Raw genomic sequence first — 18,948 nt, forward strand, 5'->3', positions numbered from 1 at the left:
AGGCTCAAACCTAGAACTCAGGAAAAATAATGTCAGATCCAAAATTTGTTCACCTACGCGTACACAGTGACTTTTCGATGGTGGATGGCCTATCCAAGGTGCCACCATTAGTTAAAAAAGTCGCTGAAATGGGTATGCCTGCTCTAGCATTGACCGACTTTACCAACCTGTGCGGTTTGGTGAAATTCTACGGTACTGCCCATGGGTGTGGGGTTAAACCAATTATTGGTGCTGACTTCTTGATGCAGTCTCCTGATTTTGGCGATGAACTGACAAAACTCACCGTTATTGCAACGAGTAATAAAGGCTACAACAACCTAACGTTATTAATATCAAAAGCTTACCTTCGTGGCCATGTGCAGCATCAGCCAGTGATTGATAAAGAGTGGCTGATTGAACATGCGGAAGGCCTGATTCTTTTATCGGGTGCAAAAGAAGGTGAGATTGGTAAAGCGTTGCTGAAAGGCAATAGAGAGTTGGTTGCAAGCAGCGTTGAGTTTTACAAAACACATTTCGCAGACCGTTTTTACCTGGAGCTCATTCGAACTGGACGTACGGACGAAGAGTCTTATCTGCACTTTGCGCTGGAATTAGCCGAGCAAGAAGACCTGCCTGTTGTCGCGACTAATGAAGTGGTCTTCATTTCCGAAGACTTGTTTGACGCTCATGAAATCCGTGTGGCGATTCACGACGGCTTTACCATGGTTGATCCACGTCGACCGAAAAACTACAGTCCACAACAGTACCTCCGTAGCGAAGAAGAGATGTGTGAGTTGTTCTCAGATATCCCTGAAGCATTAGAGAACAGTGTTGAGATCGCTAAGCGTTGTAACGTGACTGTACGTTTAGGGGAGTACTTCTTACCTAACTTCCCAACGGAAGGTTTAGCGATTGAAGACTTCCTGATCAAAAAATCAGAAGAAGGTCTTGAGCGACGTTTAGCATTCCTGTTTCCAGATGAAAAAGTCAGAGCTGAACGCAGGCCTGAATACGATGAGCGACTTAAAATCGAGCTAGAAGTAGTTAATAACATGGGTTTCCCAGGTTATTTCTTGATCGTAATGGAGTTCATCCAGTGGTCAAAAGATAATGATGTACCAGTAGGCCCTGGTCGTGGTTCTGGTGCCGGTTCTTTGGTGGCTTACGCGCTTGATATCACCGATCTTGATCCGCTTGAATACGATCTACTTTTCGAACGTTTCTTGAACCCAGAACGTGTATCCATGCCCGATTTCGATATCGATTTCTGTATGGATAAACGTGACCAAGTTATTGACCACGTAGCTGAAATGTACGGCCGTGATGCCGTTTCTCAGATCATCACCTTCGGTACTATGGCGGCAAAAGCGGTAATCCGTGACGTTGGCCGTGTATTAGGCCACCCATTTGGCTTCGTTGACCGTATTTCTAAGCTCGTTCCGCCTGATCCGGGCATGACGCTAGAGAAAGCATTCCTAGCTGAACCGGCCTTGCCAGAACTCTACGACGGCGATGAAGAAGTTCGTGAACTGATTGATAAGTGTCGCATCCTTGAAGGTTGTACGCGAAACGCAGGTAAACACGCAGGTGGTGTTGTAATCTCACCGACCACGATTACTGATTTTGCACCTATCTATGCCGATGCGGAAGGTAACTTCCCAGTAACGCAATTCGATAAGAATGACGTAGAAACTGCTGGCTTGGTTAAGTTTGACTTCTTGGGGCTGCGTACACTGACGATCATTGACTGGGCACTAGGCCTAGTAAACCCTCGCTTAGCGAAAGAGGGGAAAGATCCGGTTCGTATCGAGTCGATTCCTTTGGATGATCAAGCGTCATTTAACCTATTACAGAATTCAGAAACGACGGCGGTATTCCAACTGGAATCTCGTGGTATGAAAGACCTGATCAAGCGTCTGCAACCCGACTGTTTTGAAGATATCATCGCATTGGTGGCCTTGTTCCGTCCGGGCCCTCTGCAATCAGGCATGGTAGATAACTTTATCGACCGTAAACACGGACGAGAGGCGGTATCTTACCCTGATGAAACGTGGCAACACGAATCGCTTAAAGAAACACTAGAACCGACTTACGGCATCATCTTGTATCAAGAACAGGTAATGCAAATCGCTCAGATCCTTGCGGGTTATACGCTTGGTGGAGCCGATATGCTACGTCGTGCGATGGGTAAGAAAAAGCCTGAAGAGATGGCAAAGCAGCGCGGTACCTTTAAAGAAGGTGCTGAAGCCAATGGTGTTGATGGCGAACTGTCCATGAAGATCTTTGACTTGGTAGAGAAGTTTGCGGGCTACGGCTTTAACAAATCTCACTCGGCTGCATACGCACTGGTTTCTTATCAAACACTGTGGTTGAAAACACACTACCCTGCGGAATTCATGGCGGCGGTAATGACCGCGGATATGGATAACACCGAGAAGGTTATTGGCCTTGTCGATGAGTGTTTCCGTATGAAGCTCAAGCTCCTTCCACCTGACATCAACTCGGGCCTATACCGCTTTAATGTGGATGAAGATGGCGCAATTGTTTATGGCATCGGTGCGATTAAAGGGGTTGGTGAAGGCCCAATTGAAGCCATCATCGAAGCGCGTAACAAAGGTGGTTACTTTAAAGACTTATTCGACTTCTGTGCACGTCTTGATCTGAAGAAGGTCAACAAACGTGTTATCGAAAAGTTGATTCTATCCGGAGCCTTAGATAGATTAGGTCCTCACCGAGCGGCGATGATGGCATCTTTGAAAGATGCGGTTAAGGCAGCAAGCCAACATCACCATGCTGAGTCGTTCGGTCAATCTGATATGTTTGGTGTGTTGACCGACGCTCCGGAAGAGGTTGAACACAAGTATACTCAAGTGCCTAAATGGCCTGAAAAAGTTTGGCTAGAAGGTGAACGCGAAACGCTTGGTTTGTATTTAACGGGTCACCCGGTGAATGCTTACATTAAAGAACTTGCGAAATACACCAACTGTCGCTTGAAAGATGCGACACCGACTCGTCGTGACCAATCCTTAACGATTGCAGGTTTGGTCATTGCGGCTAGGGTCATGACCACGAAGCGCGGTACTCGAATCGGTTTGATGACTCTTGATGACCGATCGGGTCGGATGGAAGTGATGTTGTTCTCTGATGCGCTCGATCGCTACGCAGAATTGCTCGAAAAAGACAAAATTGTGGTTGTTTCTGGACAGGTCAGCTTTGATGATTTCAATGGTGGGCTTAAAATGTCCGCGCGCGAGGTCATGGACTTAGGAAGCGCCCGTGAGAAATATGCTCGTGGGGTGTCGATATCTATCGAGCAATCCCAAATTAACGGTCAATTTTTTGAACGCTTTGGTCAAATCTTAGAACCTTATAGAGCCGGAACGGTCCCAGTCAATGTATACTACCAACGTGCCGACGCTAGAGCGCGGTTAACATTGGGCACAGAATGGCGTGTGACGCCAAGTGATACATTACTAGACGAATTAAAACAGCTGCTTGGAAATAGCCAAGTAGAACTCGAATTTAACTAAAATTTAGCTCCGTAACTGCGGAGCTGAATCAACAAGGATTCATAGATGAGCCTGAACTTTCTAGAATTTGAAAAGCCTATCGCTGAACTTGAAGCAAAAATCGAAGCGCTACGTGACGTTTCGCGTCACGGTGGTGACACAGCGGTAGATCTAGACAAAGAAATTGAACAACTAGAGAAAAAAAGCTTAGAGCTTAAACAGAAAATCTTTAGTGACTTAGGTGCATGGCAGGTGGCTCAACTTGCTCGTCACCCTCAACGTCCTTACACCAAAGATTACCTGGAGCATGCATTCACAGAGTTTGAAGAGATGGCGGGCGATCGCGCTTACGCTGACGACAAAGCAATTGTGGGTGGTATGGCTCGTCTAAATGGTCGTCCTGTTATGGTTATTGGTCACCAGAAAGGTCGTGAGACTAAAGAGAAAGTGATCCGTAACTTTGGTATGCCAAAGCCAGAAGGTTACCGTAAGGCACTTCGCCTAATGGAAACGGCTGAGCGTTTCAACATGCCAATCATTACTTTCATCGACACAGCGGGTGCTTACCCAGGTGTTGGTGCTGAAGAACGTGGCCAATCTGAAGCGATCGCAAAGAACCTTAAAGTAATGGCTGGTCTTTCAGTTCCAGTTATCTGTAACGTTGTTGGTGAAGGTGGCTCTGGTGGTGCACTAGCGATCGGTGTTGGTGATTACGTGAACATGCTTCAGTACTCTACATACTCAGTAATCTCTCCAGAAGGTTGTGCTTCAATCTTGTGGCGTGATTCAGATAAAGCACCACAAGCTGCTGAAGCGATGGGCCTAGTAGCTCCTCGCCTTAAAGAGCTTGAGCTTATCGATGAAATCATCCCTGAGCCTCTAGGTGGCGCGCACCGCGATCCAATACAGACAGCTCAGAACATGAAAGACATGTTAGTTAAACAGTTAGAAGAGCTAGAGCAATTTGATAACGAAGCACTTCTAGAGCGTCGTTACCAGCGTCTAATGAGCTACGGTTACTGCTGATAAGCGACCTTAGCAAGGTATAAGACCTGCTTTCCGTAACAAGTTGATGAAAGGGTTGGACTCAGTGCCAACCCTTTTTTATTATTAAAACATTCTCCTTTCTCATTAGTACACACGGCTCACTTAACCCCATGACTCATTTAATCGAAACTTTTACCTCTGCATTTCAACAAAGCGATCTCAAACCTCGTCGGTTAGTCGTTGCTTTCAGTGGTGGTGTCGATTCTCGAGTGTTATTGGAATTGGCTGCGCAATACGCTAAGTCCCATCACATTGAGTGCTGTGCGGTGCACGTTCATCACGGTCTCAGTAAGAATGCTGATCTTTGGGCTGAGCAATGCCAAACATGGTGTGATGCTTTGTCGGTTTCGTTAGCAGTAGAAAGGGTCTCGCTGGATATCAATAATGGTGAGAGCGTAGAAAAGCTGGCTCGAGATGCTCGATACCAAGCTTTTCAGCAGCACATCAGACAGGGCGATGTGCTTGTTACGGGTCAACATATTGATGACCAACTTGAAACTTTCTTGCTGGCGTTAAAACGTGGCAGTGGCCCGAAAGGCCTCTCTTCAATGGCGAAAGTGATGTCGTTTGGCGAAGCGTTTATTGTGAGACCTCTGCTGTCAGTGACTCGATTAGACATCGAAGCGTCGGCTCACGACATGGGGTTAACTTGGGTCGAAGATGAGAGTAATCAGGATCTGCGCTTTGATCGAAACTTCATTCGTCATCAAGTCACTCCGACGTTGACAGAGCGTTGGCCTAGCTTTCGAGAATCGGTCTGTCGCAGTGCTCAATTATGTGCAGAACAAGAGTCGCTACTCGACGAACTGCTTGAGTCTCACTTACAGCAAGCTTTGGGAGATAGCCAGAGTTTAAGCATTGAGGCGTTATTCCAACATTCAGACTTGTTACGAGCACGACTGATAAGAATGTGGCTTAGCCACTGTAAGCAACCGATGCCGAGTCAAAAACAGCTCAAGCTTATTTGGGATGAAGTCGCATGCGCTCAGGCGGACGCCAACCCTAAACTAGTGTTGAATGATGTTGAAGTACGACGATTCAATTATCAGCTCTACTTAGTGGAAGAGACCAACGACTTATCCGACTGGCAAAGTACTCTCTCGATTGGTGACAACTTAGTGTTGCCTGATGGCTTAGGAGAGGTCCACTTAAAGTCATTACCGAGTGATTCTGTTACTCATAACTATGATTCGCAAAGCTTTAGTTTGTCGAATACAAGCGAATCACTGCGAGTCATTTTTAACCCTGAAGGGCTCTCGGCTCATCCTGTCGGGCGCGGGCATAGCAGAAAGCTCAAGAAGCTTTTTCAGGAATACCAAGTACCCAGCTGGTTAAGACGTAGAACGCCGATATTAATGGATGGCGATCGAGTGATCGCTGTTTTAGGCTTATTCGTAGATAAAAACTACGAAGGTCAAGATTGTGAAGCGCTTTGGAGCAAGTAGAAAAAGTTTGTGTCACAATTCACCGTCACTTTAATAAAAATAATTAATGGAATATGCAATGAAGAAAATTACACTAGGATTAGTTCTTGGATTTGGACTATTGAGTGGTAACGCTCTGGCGGGTGATGTTGCTGCGGGTCAAGCTAAAGCGGCAATCTGTGCGGCTTGTCATGGCGCAGACGGTATCGCAATGATCCCAGGATATCCAAATCTTAAAGGCCAAAACGAGCAATACATCGCTTCATCAATTAAGGCATATAAGAACGGCCAGCGCACCGGCGGTTTGGCGGCTGTCATGCAGGCTCAGGCTTCAATGCTGAGTGATGAAGATATTGCTAATCTAGCTGCTTACTACTCAAGCCTTAAGTAAAACCTTCTTAAAGCGCTGATTAAACAAGATGATAAATTTCGAGCCAGAGCTTTAATGCTCTGGCTTTTTTCATTGAATGTTTACTATAGCTAACCGATAATGAGCTATTCGCACAGTTTAAGGGATGAACATGAAAAAGATTGAAGCCATTATCAAGCCATTCAAACTTGATGATGTACGTGAAGCACTTGCAGAAGTGGGTATTACGGGTATGACAGTATCTGAAGTTAAAGGCTTTGGACGTCAAAAAGGTCATACTGAGCTATACCGTGGCGCAGAGTACATGGTCGATTTTTTACCTAAAGTGAAATTGGAAATTGTTGTGACCGACGAAGTGGCTGACCAATGTGTTGATACCATTATCGAAACGGCTCAAACAGGTAAAATTGGTGACGGTAAGATCTTCATTACTGAAGTTGAACGTGTGGTACGTATTCGTACTGGCGAAGAAGACGAAGACGCCGTATAAAAAAACTATTACCTTAAAAGGAGCGTTTATCGCTCCTTTTTCATTTCTGGTAGGGTGCTGTATGTTTAAGAAAACCATCATTGTTATCACGTTATTGATAACGCTTGCTGTTGTTAGCTTTCATATTATCTTCGTGATCCCGAATAAACCCAATTTGATCACTTCTTCTCAAAATACTAGCAACGATATCTACAGCTGCTACCAAAACTCAGCCCCGAAAGCGATTGATGTGTCTGATGGCCTAGATATTACCGTGTGGAATATCTATAAGCAAAACCGAAATAATTGGCAAAGTGAGTTAAATCAGCTGTCAGCCGGTAGCGATTTAGTTTTGCTGCAAGAAGCGAGTATGACAGAAGGGCTTCGCCAATGGGTAACGAGTGGTCAATGGGGAAGTACTCGAGTGAATGCATTTGAAGCTTTTGAACAAAGTGCAGGCGTACTCAACCTAGCGACGCATCTACCGATTGAAGCTTGTGCTTATACTCATGAAGAACCTTGGCTTCAATTGCCTAAATCTGCACTTTGGTCTCGCTATCTGCTAAGTAATGGCGAAGAACTGGCTGTGATTAATATCCATGCGGTGAACTTTACTTTTGGTACGGAAGATTATGAGGCTCAGCTCAAGAGCTTAACCGACAATCTGCAAAAGTATCGTGGGCCTGTTATTTTTGCTGGGGATTTTAACAGTTGGAGTGAAGCTCGCTTTGCTGTATTGAAAGATGCGTTGGAACAGGTAGGTTTGACGGAAGTTGCTTTTGAACCAGATAACCGTACACAGTTTATGACAGGGTTGGTGCTCGACCATGTGTTCTATCGAGGGTTAGAAGTAGACAAAGCAAAAGCGCCCATTACGGACGCCTCTGATCATAACCCTATGCGAGTGACCTTTAAGGTTAAATAGTAATAAGCTATTAGCTTATTAGTCATTGGATCTTAGCTATTCACCATTCGCACGGTGGTTACGTTGGGTAATCTAACGGAGCAAATAGGCTAGTGAATTTTCGCTAGCCTTCTTTTTATCTATTCAGCTTAAAAGATTAAAATGTAGAGAGCCCAGATTAGGTAGTAGCCAACCCATGGCAAACCAGAGATGGCCAGTGCCTGACCACGCTCAAACTCCGTCCAAGTTAATACTGCTGCATAACCCAATACAATGTACCAAGGCAACAAGAGTGGTAATGAGCTGGCAAATTGCGACCAATCATTGGTTAGTGGCAACTTGATTAAGCCGTTTAAGCTGTTCAAGTCGGCCGCGTAGCTCATCACATGCCCGTGCTTGAGTATCAGGCTTGCGTAGCTTGCTACATCGCCTAGAACGGCAGGGAATATCACTACCGATGCGGCTGCAAACCATCGCCAAAAGCTATGTTGGTGTTGGCTTGGCTTTGTTGCTAAGTTAAACCAAAATGCCAACAGAATGATGGTTAACGTACGGCCGAATACATCACTGATGATTTCACTCGCGAGTAGAGTATTACTGTCAAGTAACGCCAATTGGTCAGGGTTTGTTTGAGCCAGTTGCTGTGACAACTCAGCGCTTAACCATGCAAAATCTACATTCGAAAAATAGGCACCCCAAAATAAGAATGGGCTGAGCATTAATACGACGTAGGGTTGCCATCCCCAAGCACTTCTTTGATAAAGCGCTAAGAAACAAGCTGTTGGTGAACGGAATATATCCAACAGCATGACGAGTGGGTTACTTGACGGGTTCATACACTTACCTTAGTTACATCAACATACAGCTTCAGTTTTTGTCCTGGCTGTAAGTATTTCTTGTTCTGCAAAGCGTTCCATTTTACAACATCTGCGCTTTTTACTTTGAACTTTGATGCAATACCGCTGACTGTGTCACCTGATCTTACGTTATAAAAGACAGTTCGGATGATGGCACCGTCTGAACCATTCTTCCAAATGACCAGTTCTTGACCAATTCTAAGTGTGTCACGTGGTCCCATGCCATTCCACTTAGCCAGTGATTGGTGAGATACCTTATTTGCGCGCGCAATCGTCCATAGGCTATCACCACTTTTTACGGTATGGCTAAGCTTATATTGACCACGACTCTTTGACTGTGTGCTTGCTAGGCGATTTGAAGCGCTTAGTGCGTATGTCTTATCGTCTTTGGTTGATGTTGGAATAAATAAGTGCTGACCAACACGAATATTATTGTTGCTCAAACCGTTTGCAGAGCGGATCACTTTGCTGGTGGTGTTGTATTTACTCGCCAGTACGCTGATGCTATCGCCAGATTGCACTTTATAGCGCACCAACTTCATGCCTTTGCCTTTATTGGCTGCCACTTCTTTGTTGAACTTCTCAACAGAGCTTAGAGGAAGCAATAATTGTTGGTGTTTCTCTGGTGCTGTTGCCCACTGGTTATAAGCTGGGTTGTAGCCTTGCAGCTCTTTTACCGGAATGCCTGCGTAGTTTGCCGCAATCGCCAGATCAAGTTGTTCGTCTGGGTTAACCAGAGTCAGTACTGGCTTGTTCGGGATCGCAGGGATATCGATGCCATACTTTTCTTGGTTGGCAATCACGTCGGCCAGTGCAAGTAGCTTAGGTACATAGCTGCTGGTCTCTTTTGGTAAGTCTAGAGAGAAGAAGTCGATTGGCTTACCCAGCTTCTTGTTCTTACGGATTGCGCTGTTCACGCGACCACCGCCACTGTTGTAGGCAGCGATTGCGTGTTGCCAGTTCCCATCAAAACGTTTGTTTAGGTCGGTTAAGAAGTCCAATGCAGCGTCGGTTGAAGCGGCTACGTCACGGCGGCCATCGTACCAGAAGTTTTGTTCTAGTCCGTAAGCTTTACCAGTACCCGAAATGAACTGCCATAGTCCAGCAGCGCTACCATGAGAATAAGCAAATGCATCAAACGAGCTTTCAACAACGGGCAACAGGGCCAGCTCTAAAGGCAAGTCTCTTTCTTCAATCTTAGTTGTGATCAAGTAAAGGAAAGGTTCAGCGCGTTTTGATACAGTTTTTAGATGACCAGGGTGCTTGAGGTACCAAGTGCGGTAGTAGTCAACTTTCTTTTGGTCCGGCACTTCCATTTCAAGTTGCATCGCAATACGTTTCCAAACATCTTGCTGTGTTTGTGGAGTAACGACGGGTGTTTCAACTTTTGGTTGTTCTTGGGTCGCTCCCGATGGAACGTTCGCTTGAGAAACTTCTTTAGTAGGGGAGGTGTTGGTTTGCTCGGAAGCTTGGTCTGGATTCTCTGACTGAGTTAATTGGCAACCAGAAAGTAGTAGTACCAAAGCCCAGCTGTACTTAACTCGCATGTTACAGCCTTTTTAATAAACGGCCGATGATAATACTTGCCACTCCCTATGAGTGACAAGCCTGTATTTGTTAAAATTCGTTCTTCCACGCACGTAAAGCGGTAAAAACCGATAAAGGATCGGTCTGCTCGGTACGATTAGATACTGATTTCACTACACTTGGTTCTGTGTAGCGTAAGAAGGGGTTAACAAACTTTTCTTGTCTTAAATTTGTGGGGATGGTCGACTTATTTTGAGCTCGAAGCCGATTCACTTGGTCGCGGTATTGTTGCAAATGTTGGTTGTCAGGCTCAACAGCCAGTGCAAAAGCGATATTGGCTGCCGTGTATTCATGAGCACAGTAAACCTCGGTTTCTTGTGGGAGTGCTGTGATCTTGTTCAATGCATCAAACATCTGCTGTGGTGTGCCTTCCATGATTCGCCCACAACCGGCTGAAAACAGTACATCGCCACAAAACAGTTTGGCATCACCCACATAACCAATGTGCCCAGCGGTGTGCCCACTGAGCCCTAGCACGAGGAATACTTCGCCAAACAGCTCTAATTGGTCACCGTCATCAACGGGATGCGTTAAGGTTGGGATAGGTTCATTTTTGGGGCCAACGACATCCACGCCAGGGAATTGTCTTACCAGCTCTGGCACGCCACCAATGTGATCGTGGTGGTGGTGCGTAATCAAGATTGCATCTAAAGTTAGCTCATGGTGTGCTAAGTACTCTAATACTGGAGCTGCATCACCAGGGTCGACGACAGCACAACGGCGATCGCTATTTTGAATCAGCCAGATGTAATTGTCGTTAAATGCAGGTATGCTTTTGATATGTAACATTATTGGTTCTCCAGTCACTTTTAGTGAGACAGAATAAGTGAGACAGATTATTGATGAAGCCAGCACGTAGCAGAAAGAAGTTTGAGCGTCCTTATACTTGGGCACAATTGCACAATGGGGACTGGTTGAGAGAATCTATTCAAACTCGACTCGATGAGTGGTGCCCAAAACTATTTGGTTACCATATGCTCAAACTTGGTGGCCTCAGCAGTGAGATTTCTAGCTGCACATGCAACATTCAACATCAAGTAAACCTAGATATCCAGAACCCATTACATAATGTGATAGCAGATGGTTATAATTTACCCTTTTTAGAGAAAAGCTTTGATGTTGTGGTGCTGAGTCATCAATTAGATTATAGCAACGACCCACACCGACTATTGAGAGAAGTCGACCGAGTAATGATGGATGATGGCTATATTATTATCACCGGCTTTAACCCTTTTAGTGTGACTGGGCTTGCCAGTTTGATGCCTTGGCGAAAGAACAGCTTGCCATGGAGTGGACGTATGTATACGCCAAATCGAATTAAAGATTGGCTAGGCGTACTTAATTATGAAGTGATTCATTGTGACACCTACGCGCTGTTCCCTATGAGTAAATACCAAGCGATGTGGACGTGGTTGGAGAACAGCTTAGGCAGCTGCGCATCGTTCGCTGGTAGCCAATACTTTATTGTTGCTCGTAAACGTACTTATCCACTTAAACCTATCAAGCCACATTGGCACCTTAAGCGACGCTTCTCTCCTGTAGGAGCCAGTTTTAGAACCAATACGCGTCGCACCTTGGACTCCGCTAAAACTTCGTATCCGTTAAAAGCAGAAAAAGCCGACTCATAGTCGGCTTTCCATTGATGTATCTGTTTTAGATACTGAGATTTCCTTTAAGAAATGGATCAGCTTGGTTGATAGCCCGTATCTTCTTGAGTCGGGTTTTCAGCTGCACTTCGAGCTAAATCATCACACATTTCATTTTCTCGGTGCCCCGCGTGCCCCTTAACCCAGCGCCAATCAACGCTATGGCGCGCCGTCTCTTTGTCGAGTCTTTGCCACAGGTCTGCGTTTTTAACGGGCTTTTTATCGGCTGTTTTCCAATCACGCTTTTTCCAGTTGTGAATCCACTGGGTGATACCTTGACGCACGTATTGGCTATCTGTGGTCAGAATGACAGAGCAAGGCTCTTTGAGGGCTTGGAGAGCCACAACAGCGGCGAGCATTTCCATGCGGTTATTGGTGGTTAAGGTGAAACCTTCGGCTAACGTCTTCTCGACTTTTTTGTAGCGAAGTACGATGCCGTAGCCGCCAGGACCTGGGTTGCCTAAACAAGAACCATCAGTGAAAATTTCAACTTGTTTCGTCATGATTTGATACTATTACCTCAAGCACATTATCGGCATAGTCTGACACAGTTATCCTTATGAATACCAGTAGCACTCCAGAACAAAGCACGAACAAAAAAAACAGTTCGAATGAAAACAAACGCATCGTTGTACTCGATACCGAAACCACCGGTATGAATACAGAGGGTGGCCCCCACTATATGGGACATCGCATCGTTGAAATTGGTGCAGTAGAGATCATCAACCGTAGGCTGACTGGGCGTCACTTTCACGTCTATATCAAGCCCGATCGTGCGATTCAAGAAGAGGCAATTGGCGTTCACGGTATTACCGATGAATTTTTGATTGATAAACCAGAATACCAAGACATACATAAAGAGTTTCTCGACTTTATTAAAGGTGCGGAGCTGGTGGCTCATAACGCGCCCTTCGATACGGGCTTTATGGACTATGAGTTTGAGAAACTTAACCCTGCGATAGGTAAAACGGATGACTACTGTAAAGTTACCGATACCTTGGCGATGGCGAAGAAGATTTTCCCAGGGAAAAGAAACAATCTAGATATCTTATGTGACCGTTATGGTATTGATAACTCACACCGTACTCTTCACGGCGCATTGCTCGATGCGGAGATTCTAGCTGACGTCTACTTATTGATGACAGGTGGGCAAACTTCGCTGCAATTTAACGCTGGCCAACAAGAAGGCGAAGGCGAAAGCATACGAAGAGCAGAAAGTGGTCGAAAATCCCTAAAGGTTTTGCGAGCTACGGCCGATGAAGTAGAAGCGCATCAAAGTCGTTTAGACCTCGTCGAGAAAAGCGGAAGCTGCCTCTGGCGTCAGTAGGGAGAAAGTATGTTAAGGGTATTGGCTACCGGTTGTTTTTTGCTGTTGAGCTTTGGCTTACACGCAGCAACAGAATCTGTAATGAGTTTATTGGATAATCGCTTTCGAGTTGATCCCAGTATCGAGCAAGTTACTTTTGTGATCTATCGAGCCGATAATTCTAAACCCGTCGTCTTGGTTCGTCCTGATGGCAAGAAGTACCACGCTTTGCGTCATGCTGATAATGTCCGTTGGTACCAAGAATCGTCAATGGATATTATCTCTATCGACAATCCGATGCCGGGTCCTTGGCAAGCGGTAGGTAAAGTCTCACCTAAAAATAATATCAAACTTTTATCTCATCTGGTTTTAGACGCCAATGAATTTCCAGACAAGTTGTACCAAACTGAACACATTAAATTTACCGCTCGTTTGACATCCGATGGCAAGCCGCTTGTGCTGCGGGATTTTCTTGACCGTGTGAAGCTTAAAGTAACATTCACTAAGTTCGTCGAAAACGAAGAGTCCTTAGTGAGAGAAGCGCGGCCAATTCCGGTTGTCATGGGTGAATTTGCCGATGATGGCGTTGATCTTGACGAAAAAGCTGGAGATGGTGTGTTCACCGTGTCGTTACCAATGGACATTGAGCCTGGTAAATATCGAGCTCGAATTACTTCTGGTAATGGTGTGTTCCTGCGAGCACAAGAGCAAGAAGTCTTGGTCTACCCAACGCCAATCACAACCACCTTCATTCAGTCTCGCAAAGAAGGTTTATCTCATACTGTAGTGGCTTCTGGCGAGCCAGGTATGATTGCACCGAGCTCGTTAGCAGCTCACGTTGAGTATAAAGCCCCTGATGGGTATGTGATGTATAAGCAAGGCCAAGCCGAAGCTGATGCGATGAAAGTGTCTTTAACGTTGCCTTATAATGATGATTTGGGAATTTACACTTGGTCGGGGATGGTTTATGCCACCGATGCGTCAAGCCAGCGTCCACTGATCTTCCCGATTACCGAGCAGTCGTACAGCGTTGTTCAAGAGATAGACCTAGCAGAATCTCGACGCCTTCAAGAGGAAGCACTTGCTGAGCAGAAGCGTATTGCTGAAAAATTAATGATTCTTCAAAAAAGAGAAGATGACAGGCAGCGCAGCATAATGATTATAGCGGTAGGTAATGTGGCTGCGATTTTATTGGGCTTACTGATTTGGTTTGTAATACGTAAAATCACAGCGAAGAAGAGAGCGCTACCTGAGATGCAGCTCAAGGCGCCTAAGTAACTCGTCTGTATCCCTAGAGGTGTCTTGAGATTGTTGTCTTGAGTGAGTAAACGTTGGGACAACAAACCTCGAGAGACTAAACTTAGATAGAACAAGCCTCGATAGAGCAAGCCTTAAAATTTGTGACAATGAAGTGATGAATAAAAAACGGGACTCATAGGAGTCCCGTTTTTGTTTCTTTCTCTGACCTTAAGCGACGTTATCAATCGATTGGCCTGGGTACTGAGTCTTTGCTGCAAGCTCCTCTGGTGAGAAATCATCAACGTTAATTGTGTACAGTCTATGTTCCTCAGCGCTAATCAGAAGATTTGCTTCTTCTTGCGTTAAGATACCTTTCTCAAGTCCCAGCTGAGCGACAAGGTCGAGTCGTAAGAAAGCACGTTTTTGATGTGTTTCTTTACAAACCTTATCGAACAGAGGTTCAGCTTGAAGAATCACTTCTAGCGCTTTTTCAATCTTGCCTACAGGGTTGTATTCCGTTGCTTCCAAGTACTGGCCACGGCCGATACGAGAGCGTGTTTCGCTTGGTGTTTGTAGGATATGCGCGACTTGGCTATCCAACTTGTCGTTTGGTGCACGACGGATACGGCCAAATGGCATTAACACAACGCGAAGTAGTCGACCAATCACAGGGTTAGGGAAGTTCGCCAAGAACTCATCAATCGCGACTTCAGTTTGACGCAAGCTGTCTTGCATACCCCAATGGACTAATGGGAGATCTTCAGCATGGCTACCTTCGCTTTCAAAGCGCTTAAGTGTTGCTGAACCTAGGTAGAGTTGACTCAGGATATCCCCCAGTCTTGCTGATAGGCGCTCTCTGCGTTTCAGTGAGCCGCCTAATACAGCCATTGAAATATCAGACAGTAGCGCTAGGTTAGCACTGTAGCGGTTCAGCTGTTGGTAGTAACGCTGTGTCTGCTTATCCGTCTTATTGGATGGTGTTGGAGCATCTGAACCACGACCGTCGGTTAAACCAAACCACAAGCTGCGGACTAGGTTACTCATAGTAAAGCTAACGTGTCCTGCTAATGCTGAATCAAACTTATCAAGTGCATCGCTGCTTTCCGAATAAGCCGCTTCCATTTCGTTCAGAACATAAGGGTGGCAGCGAATCGCGCCTTGACCATAGATGATCATTGAACGAGTCAGGATGTTTGCGCCTTCAACCGTAATTGCAATTGGTGAGCCTTGGTAACCACGAGCGAGGAAGTTCGATGGGCCTAAGCAAATGCCTTTACCGCCGACGATATCCATCGCATCGATGATGCTGCGTTGGCCACGGTGAGTACAGTGGTACTTCACGATTGCTGAGATAACCGAAGGCTTTTCACCAAGATCGATACCCGCAACCGTTAGGTTACTTGCTGCGTCCATTACATAGGCGTTACCTGCTAGACGTGCCAGTGGCTCTTCAACCCCTTCCATGCGACCAATGGGTTGTTTGAATTGACGACGAATACGAGCGTAAGCACCAGTTGCTAATGCTGCAGATTTAATACCACCGGTTGAGTTTGAAGGCAGTGTGATACCACGACCAACCGACAGACATTCAACCAACATACGCCAGCCTTGTCCTGCCATTTTCTGGCCGCCGATGATGAAATCGATAGGCACGAAGATGTCATCACCTTGAGTCGGACCATTTTGGAAAGGCACGTTGAGTGGGAAGTGGCGGTTACCAATCTCTACGCCTTTTAAATCGGTAGGGATAAGGGCACAGGTGATGCCAAGATCTTGTTTGTCACCAAGCAGACCTTCTGGGTCTCTCAGTTTAAAGGCTAAGCCTAAAACGGTCGCGACAGGCGCTAGAGTGATGTAACGTTTGTTCCAAGTTAGGCGCATGCCCAATACTTCTTCGCCTTGCCATTGACCTTTACACACCACGCCGTAATCTGGGATTGAGCCAGCATCTGAGCCGGCTTCTGGACTGGTCAGTGCGAAACAAGGGATCTCTTTACCTTCAGCTAGGCGTGGCAGGTAATGGTTTCTTTGATCTTCTGTGCCGTAGTGCTGCAATAGCTCACCAGGACCTAGTGAGTTAGGTACGCCAACGGTTGAGGATAATACGCTCGAAACACCCGTTAGTTTCTGTAGAACTAAAGACTGAGCGTAAGCTGAGAATTCTAAACCGCCGTATTTTTTCTTGATGAGCATGGCGAAGAATTTATGGTCTTTCAGGTACTGCCAAACTTCTGGTGGTAAATCGGCAAGTTCATGTGTCACTTGATAATCGTTGACCATCTCACATACTGTATTTACTGGGCCATCTAAAAACGCTTGTTCCGCCTCAGAAAGTTTTGGATCCGCAATGTTTTGAAGCTTCTTCCACTCAGGCTTGCCTTTGAACAGCTCTGCTTCCCACCATACAGTGCCTGCTTCTAATGCCTCTTTTTCCGTCTGAGACATTGCTGGTAGAACCTTCTTAAACAAAGAAAGTGCTTTTTGACTAATGAGGGTCTGGCGAATTGCTGGTACAGCAAAGATCGCTATGGCCAATAGATAACAAAGCCAACCAGTGACTGCCACGCTGCCAAACAGGGTTAATGCTACCATTGCGCCGGTTAACACAATTAACGCACGGACCAGACTAACTCTATGGTAAAGACAGACGCCTAAGATGGCTGTCATGCTGAGTAGGGAGAGCAATATGTTCATGATCGATTTCCTTTTCAGAGATCACTTATTGTTATTAAGTTTAGGTAAGAGGTCTAACCAGTCAAGTGTAAACAAAATATTAAATATTTGTAAAACTCCAAAGTGAATAAAAAGTGATCTCAATAGAGTTAAAGTTCTAATTGTGAGAGGTTGGTGGTGAATATTTGGACGGATCGACAGTGAGAGGTTAATTAAGGTGGCAATCTTTGGGCTTAAGTGTCGACACTATTTCATGTTTGTGGGTAAACTCAGTGATAAAGAGGGGAAAACCCTCAATTCTCATTTCACGCACTTTAAGTTGCGTCAAAAAACATAAGAGATAAGCCAAATGTACCAAGACCTAATCAAAAGTGAATTGAACGAAGCTGCTGACGTTCTGAACAAGTTCTTGAGTGATGACCATAACATTGCTCAAATTGAAGCTGCTGCAAAAATGATTGCAGATTCATTCAAGCAAGAAGGCAAAGTGCTTTCTTGTGGTAACGGTGGTTCACACTGTGATGCAATGCATTTCGCGGAAGAGCTAACAGGCCGATACCGTGAAAATCGTCCAGGTTTTGCTGGTATTGCGATTTCAGATCCGAGTCACCTGTCTTGCGTGAGTAACGACTTTGGTTACGACCACGTATTTTCTCGTTATGTAGAAGCCGTGGGTCGTAAAGGCGATGTGTTGTTTGGTTTGTCGACTTCAGGTAACTCTGGCAACATCCTAAAAGCGATTGAAGCTGCTCAAGCTAAAGGGATGAAAACCATTGCGCTGACCGGTAAAGATGGCGGTAAAATGGCAGGTTGTGCTGATATCGAAATCCGAGTCCCCCACTTTGGCTACGCTGATCGCATCCAAGAGATTCACATTAAGATCATCCACATTGTGATTCAGCTTGTTGAAAAAGAAATGGAATAATAGTTTTACAGATATTTGGAGCCTAGGTTTGTGGCTCCATTGGTTTAAATAGGGAGTAGATTAAACCATGTGTGAATTGCTCGGTATGAGCGCGAATGTGCCAACTGATATTTGTTTTAGCTTTACTGGTCTTATGCAGCGTGGAGGCAACACTGGTCCACATCGTGATGGCTGGGGTATTACTTTCTATGAGGGAAAGGGTTTTCGTACATTTAAAGACCCTAATCCTAGTTGTGAATCTAAGATCGCTGAGCTGGTTCAAAACTACCCAATTAAGAGCCAAGCTGTTGTCAGTCATATCCGTCAAGCTAATCGCGGTGGCGTTAATCTAGAAAATACTCACCCTTTCACTCGTGAGCTTTGGGGACGATACTGGACTTTTGCTCACAATGGTCAACTAACGGATTATGATGATCTGATTAGTGGTCGATTCAGACCTGTTGGTGAGACGGACAGCGAACTCTCTTTCTGCTGGTTGTTGAAACAACTTGAAGACCGTTTTCCTGAACCTCCTCAAGATATGGAAGGTATGTTTCGCTTTGTCGCTGAGTGCTGTGACCAGTTACGAGAGAAAGGTGTTTTCAATATGTTGCTCAGTGACGGTGAGTACGTGATGAACTATTGTACGAACCATTTATACTGGATAACAAGACGCGCTCCTTTTGGTAACGCGAGCCTGATTGATGAAGATGTTGAGATTAACTTCCAAGAAGAAACTACGCCCAATGATGTGGTAACCGTCGTTGCAACTCAGCCTCTAACAGACAATGAAGAGTGGTTTAGAATGAAGCCGGGTGAATACGCGCTGTTTCATTTTGGTGAGCTGATCGGCAATAATCATAAAGCGTTGGAAGATGTCGCTTACGCACCTAAAAAGGTGGCAAGCCAAGCGCCTACTGAGCCATTGAGCTAAGTATTCCGAATAGTATTAATTTGAAACGTATAAAAGAAAGGCCGCTTACTGAACTAATGAATCAGTAAGCGGCCTTTTTGTTTTTTATTTGGTTTAGTTT

General features: G+C 45.4%; 16 protein-coding genes. 11 read left to right on the forward strand and 5 right to left on the reverse strand.

What is annotated here, in order from left to right; translation table 11 throughout:
• The first annotated feature begins 29 nt into the window (after positions 1–29).
• The 6 genes from dnaE to ACED25_RS13070 all read left to right on the forward strand — a co-directional run bounded on the left by dnaE (position 30) and on the right by ACED25_RS13070 (position 7,723).
• The gene (dnaE, locus tag ACED25_RS13045; RefSeq protein ID WP_371695428.1) at positions 30–3,509 is read left to right on the forward strand and encodes a DNA polymerase III subunit alpha; all 3,480 of its coding nucleotides are present in this window, start codon (positions 30–32) and stop codon (positions 3,507–3,509) included.
• A gap of 45 nt (positions 3,510–3,554) precedes the next feature.
• Positions 3,555–4,514, forward strand: a complete 960-nt coding sequence (accA, locus tag ACED25_RS13050; RefSeq protein WP_009847403.1) for an acetyl-CoA carboxylase carboxyl transferase subunit alpha — start codon at positions 3,555–3,557, stop codon at positions 4,512–4,514.
• A 131-nt stretch (positions 4,515–4,645) separates the two neighbouring features.
• Complete coding sequence (gene tilS, locus ACED25_RS13055) at positions 4,646–5,980, forward strand: tRNA lysidine(34) synthetase TilS (protein ID WP_371695429.1); 1,335 nt, start codon at positions 4,646–4,648, stop codon at positions 5,978–5,980.
• Between the two features lie 46 nt (positions 5,981–6,026).
• Entirely contained in the window at positions 6,027–6,350 is a 324-nt protein-coding gene (locus ACED25_RS13060) for a cytochrome c (protein ID WP_012604592.1), read from the forward strand.
• A 130-nt stretch (positions 6,351–6,480) separates the two neighbouring features.
• A complete protein-coding gene (gene glnB, locus ACED25_RS13065) occupies positions 6,481–6,819 on the forward strand; it encodes a nitrogen regulatory protein P-II (RefSeq protein WP_017063373.1) in 339 nt (112 codons plus the stop codon).
• A 61-nt stretch (positions 6,820–6,880) separates the two neighbouring features.
• Positions 6,881–7,723 carry an endonuclease/exonuclease/phosphatase family protein gene (locus tag ACED25_RS13070; RefSeq protein WP_029223798.1) on the forward strand — a complete coding sequence of 281 codons (843 nt, stop codon included), beginning with the start codon at positions 6,881–6,883 and terminating at the stop codon, positions 7,721–7,723.
• Between the two features lie 128 nt (positions 7,724–7,851).
• Here the strand turns inward: ACED25_RS13070 and ACED25_RS13075 are convergent, their stop codons facing one another.
• The 3 genes from ACED25_RS13075 to gloB form a co-directional block, all read right to left on the reverse strand.
• On the reverse strand, positions 7,852–8,538 hold the full coding sequence (locus tag ACED25_RS13075) for a YIP1 family protein (RefSeq protein ID WP_012604590.1): 687 nt from the start codon (positions 8,536–8,538) through the stop codon (positions 7,852–7,854).
• A complete protein-coding gene (locus ACED25_RS13080; protein WP_371695430.1) occupies positions 8,535–10,106 on the reverse strand; it encodes a LysM peptidoglycan-binding domain-containing protein in 1,572 nt (523 codons plus the stop codon). Before ACED25_RS13080 ends, ACED25_RS13075 begins: the two co-directional genes overlap by 4 nt.
• 70 nt (positions 10,107–10,176) lie before the next feature.
• Positions 10,177–10,935, reverse strand: a complete 759-nt coding sequence (gloB, locus tag ACED25_RS13085) for a hydroxyacylglutathione hydrolase (RefSeq protein WP_009847396.1) — start codon at positions 10,933–10,935, stop codon at positions 10,177–10,179.
• Between the two features lie 53 nt (positions 10,936–10,988).
• On the opposite strand from gloB, the gene ACED25_RS13090 reads away from it, so the two are divergent.
• Positions 10,989–11,774, forward strand: a complete 786-nt coding sequence (locus ACED25_RS13090) for a class I SAM-dependent methyltransferase (protein WP_009847395.1) — start codon at positions 10,989–10,991, stop codon at positions 11,772–11,774.
• A 56-nt stretch (positions 11,775–11,830) separates the two neighbouring features.
• Here ACED25_RS13090 and rnhA read toward each other — a convergent pair whose 3' ends face one another.
• Positions 11,831–12,295, reverse strand: a complete 465-nt coding sequence (rnhA, locus tag ACED25_RS13095) for a ribonuclease HI (protein WP_009847394.1) — start codon at positions 12,293–12,295, stop codon at positions 11,831–11,833.
• Positions 12,296–12,351: 56 nt separating this feature from the next.
• Between rnhA and dnaQ the strand changes: the two genes are divergently transcribed.
• Both dnaQ and ACED25_RS13105 read left to right on the forward strand, forming a co-directional pair.
• Positions 12,352–13,119: a DNA polymerase III subunit epsilon gene (dnaQ, locus tag ACED25_RS13100; protein ID WP_371695431.1), complete on the forward strand. Its 768-nt coding sequence runs from the start codon at positions 12,352–12,354 to the stop codon at positions 13,117–13,119.
• Positions 13,120–13,128: 9 nt separating this feature from the next.
• Positions 13,129–14,376, forward strand: a complete 1,248-nt coding sequence (locus ACED25_RS13105; RefSeq protein ID WP_012604584.1) for a TIGR03503 family protein — start codon at positions 13,129–13,131, stop codon at positions 14,374–14,376.
• A 189-nt stretch (positions 14,377–14,565) separates the two neighbouring features.
• Here the strand turns inward: ACED25_RS13105 and fadE are convergent, their stop codons facing one another.
• A complete protein-coding gene (gene fadE, locus ACED25_RS13110; RefSeq protein WP_371695433.1) occupies positions 14,566–17,031 on the reverse strand; it encodes an acyl-CoA dehydrogenase FadE in 2,466 nt (821 codons plus the stop codon).
• Positions 17,032–17,359: 328 nt separating this feature from the next.
• Between fadE and lpcA the strand changes: the two genes are divergently transcribed.
• Together lpcA and ACED25_RS13120 are read left to right on the forward strand one after the other, a co-directional pair.
• A complete protein-coding gene (gene lpcA, locus ACED25_RS13115; RefSeq protein WP_009847390.1) occupies positions 17,360–17,935 on the forward strand; it encodes a D-sedoheptulose 7-phosphate isomerase in 576 nt (191 codons plus the stop codon).
• 67 nt (positions 17,936–18,002) lie between these two features.
• Positions 18,003–18,848 (forward strand): class II glutamine amidotransferase, encoded by an 846-nt coding sequence (locus ACED25_RS13120; protein WP_065679064.1) that lies wholly within the window; start codon positions 18,003–18,005, stop codon positions 18,846–18,848.
• Positions 18,849–18,948: the final 100 nt, after the last annotated feature.

The organism is Vibrio sp. 1F263, assembly GCF_041439035.1.
In the GTDB taxonomy this organism is placed as follows: Bacteria; Pseudomonadota; Gammaproteobacteria; order Enterobacterales; family Vibrionaceae; genus Vibrio; species Vibrio tasmaniensis_A.

Excerpts from the sequence above, each read along its gene's own strand:
- ACED25_RS13070 (WP_029223798.1), top strand. The coding sequence starts at position 6,881 with ATGTTTAAGAAAACCATCATTGTTATCACGTTATTGATAACGCTTGCT.
- dnaE (WP_371695428.1), top strand. The coding sequence starts at position 30 with ATGTCAGATCCAAAATTTGTTCACCTACGCGTACACAGTGACTTTTCG.
- ACED25_RS13060 (WP_012604592.1), top strand. The coding sequence starts at position 6,027 with ATGGAATATGCAATGAAGAAAATTACACTAGGATTAGTTCTTGGATTT.
- gloB (WP_009847396.1), bottom strand. The coding sequence starts at position 10,935 with ATGTTACATATCAAAAGCATACCTGCATTTAACGACAATTACATCTGG.
- ACED25_RS13075 (WP_012604590.1), bottom strand. The coding sequence starts at position 8,538 with ATGAACCCGTCAAGTAACCCACTCGTCATGCTGTTGGATATATTCCGT.
- ACED25_RS13105 (WP_012604584.1), top strand. The coding sequence starts at position 13,129 with ATGTTAAGGGTATTGGCTACCGGTTGTTTTTTGCTGTTGAGCTTTGGC.
- ACED25_RS13080 (WP_371695430.1), bottom strand. The coding sequence starts at position 10,106 with ATGCGAGTTAAGTACAGCTGGGCTTTGGTACTACTACTTTCTGGTTGC.
- glnB (WP_017063373.1), top strand. The coding sequence starts at position 6,481 with ATGAAAAAGATTGAAGCCATTATCAAGCCATTCAAACTTGATGATGTA.
- tilS (WP_371695429.1), top strand. The coding sequence starts at position 4,646 with ATGACTCATTTAATCGAAACTTTTACCTCTGCATTTCAACAAAGCGAT.
- ACED25_RS13090 (WP_009847395.1), top strand. The coding sequence starts at position 10,989 with ATGAAGCCAGCACGTAGCAGAAAGAAGTTTGAGCGTCCTTATACTTGG.
- ACED25_RS13120 (WP_065679064.1), top strand. The coding sequence starts at position 18,003 with ATGTGTGAATTGCTCGGTATGAGCGCGAATGTGCCAACTGATATTTGT.
- fadE (WP_371695433.1), bottom strand. The coding sequence starts at position 17,031 with ATGAACATATTGCTCTCCCTACTCAGCATGACAGCCATCTTAGGCGTC.
- dnaQ (WP_371695431.1), top strand. The coding sequence starts at position 12,352 with ATGAATACCAGTAGCACTCCAGAACAAAGCACGAACAAAAAAAACAGT.
- rnhA (WP_009847394.1), bottom strand. The coding sequence starts at position 12,295 with ATGACGAAACAAGTTGAAATTTTCACTGATGGTTCTTGTTTAGGCAAC.
- lpcA (WP_009847390.1), top strand. The coding sequence starts at position 17,360 with ATGTACCAAGACCTAATCAAAAGTGAATTGAACGAAGCTGCTGACGTT.
- accA (WP_009847403.1), top strand. The coding sequence starts at position 3,555 with ATGAGCCTGAACTTTCTAGAATTTGAAAAGCCTATCGCTGAACTTGAA.